This window comes from Mesorhizobium sp. P5_C1 (assembly GCF_054049815.1).
On sequence record NZ_JBFULQ010001057.1, the window covers coordinates 1 to 1,099 of the forward strand.

Genomic DNA, 1,099 nt, shown 5'->3' on the forward strand with positions numbered 1-1,099 from the left:
CTGTGGTACGTGAAGACGTCATCGCATTCGGCGGCGAGTTTGGTCGTCTCGTTCTTAGTAAAGCCGATGACGCGGGCGCCGGCGGAGCGCGACCAGCGAGCGGCTTCGATCGTTTCTCCCGTCGTGCCGTTGTGCGATGCGACAAGCACCACTGATCCCGGCCCGAGCAGCGCAGGACGGCGGCGATTGAACTCTTCGCTATTAAGGCAGAAAGTCGGAAATCCGGCGCTTCGGTCGCACTGGTACGATGCGGCAGAGAAGTCGTTCAGGGAGCCACCGCAACCGATCAGGAAGAGGTTGCGCATTCCATCAGCTGCGGCCTTGGCCACTTGCCTGATCCGTTCGCGTTGCTCGACGGCGGCTTCAGTGATGCGACGGAAATCGACATCTGTTGGGACAAGGTTGGAGTATCGATTCACAGTGCCTCTCTTTTTGCGATCAAGATGTGATAGCGCTCTCATGTGATAACGCTCTCACATTTCCCAATGGGTTGTCAAGGGGCGTCGCGGCGGTCTATTTGTCCGCCATGCACGGGCACGAGTCCCGCAACGCGGATGCGATCAGACCATGAAGGATAATGGACGCTCCGGCGCTCAGCCGACGATCGCCCACGTTGCGCGTGCGGCGGGTGTCTCAAGCGCAACCGCGGCGCGGGTGCTTGGCGGTTACGGCTATGCCGGTGCTGAGACGCGCCAGCGCGTCTTCGACGCCGCAAAACGCCTGGCGTACCAGCCCAACCAACTCGCCCGCAGCATGGCGACCGGCCGCAGCGAGATGATTGGCGTCGTTGTAGCCGATATTGAGAATCTGTATTTTGCGCGAGCCATTCGGGCTATCATAGACACAGCCAGTGCAAATGGCTTCGGTGTGGTTCTAGCCAACACCGACGAGGATATTGAGCTTGAGCGTGACGCGGTGCGCGTGCTGCTCGCCAACCGTGTCGATGGCCTGATTGTTTCGCCAACCTCCAGCATCGAGGTGGATCACCTCATCGGCGCGCGGGACATGGGCTGCCCCTTTGTCCTTCTCGACAGACGCGTGCCGGTACTCAATGCCGACACCTTTGCGAWTGACAACTTTCGCGCGGCCCATCAGGCGG

Annotated in this window: 2 protein-coding genes; one reads left to right on the forward strand and one right to left on the reverse strand. The window is 60.6% G+C overall.

From position 1 onward, the window contains the following. Window positions 1-419, reverse strand: a 419-nt coding sequence (locus ACXJ7R_RS33850; protein WP_457155592.1) for an SIS domain-containing protein, incomplete at its 3' end; no start/stop codon positions are given. Between the two features lie 148 nt (window positions 420-567). Here ACXJ7R_RS33850 and ACXJ7R_RS33855 point away from each other — a divergent pair. Continuing rightward, window positions 568-1,099 (forward strand): LacI family DNA-binding transcriptional regulator (locus tag ACXJ7R_RS33855; protein WP_457155593.1); only part of this gene is annotated, 532 nt, incomplete at its 3' end.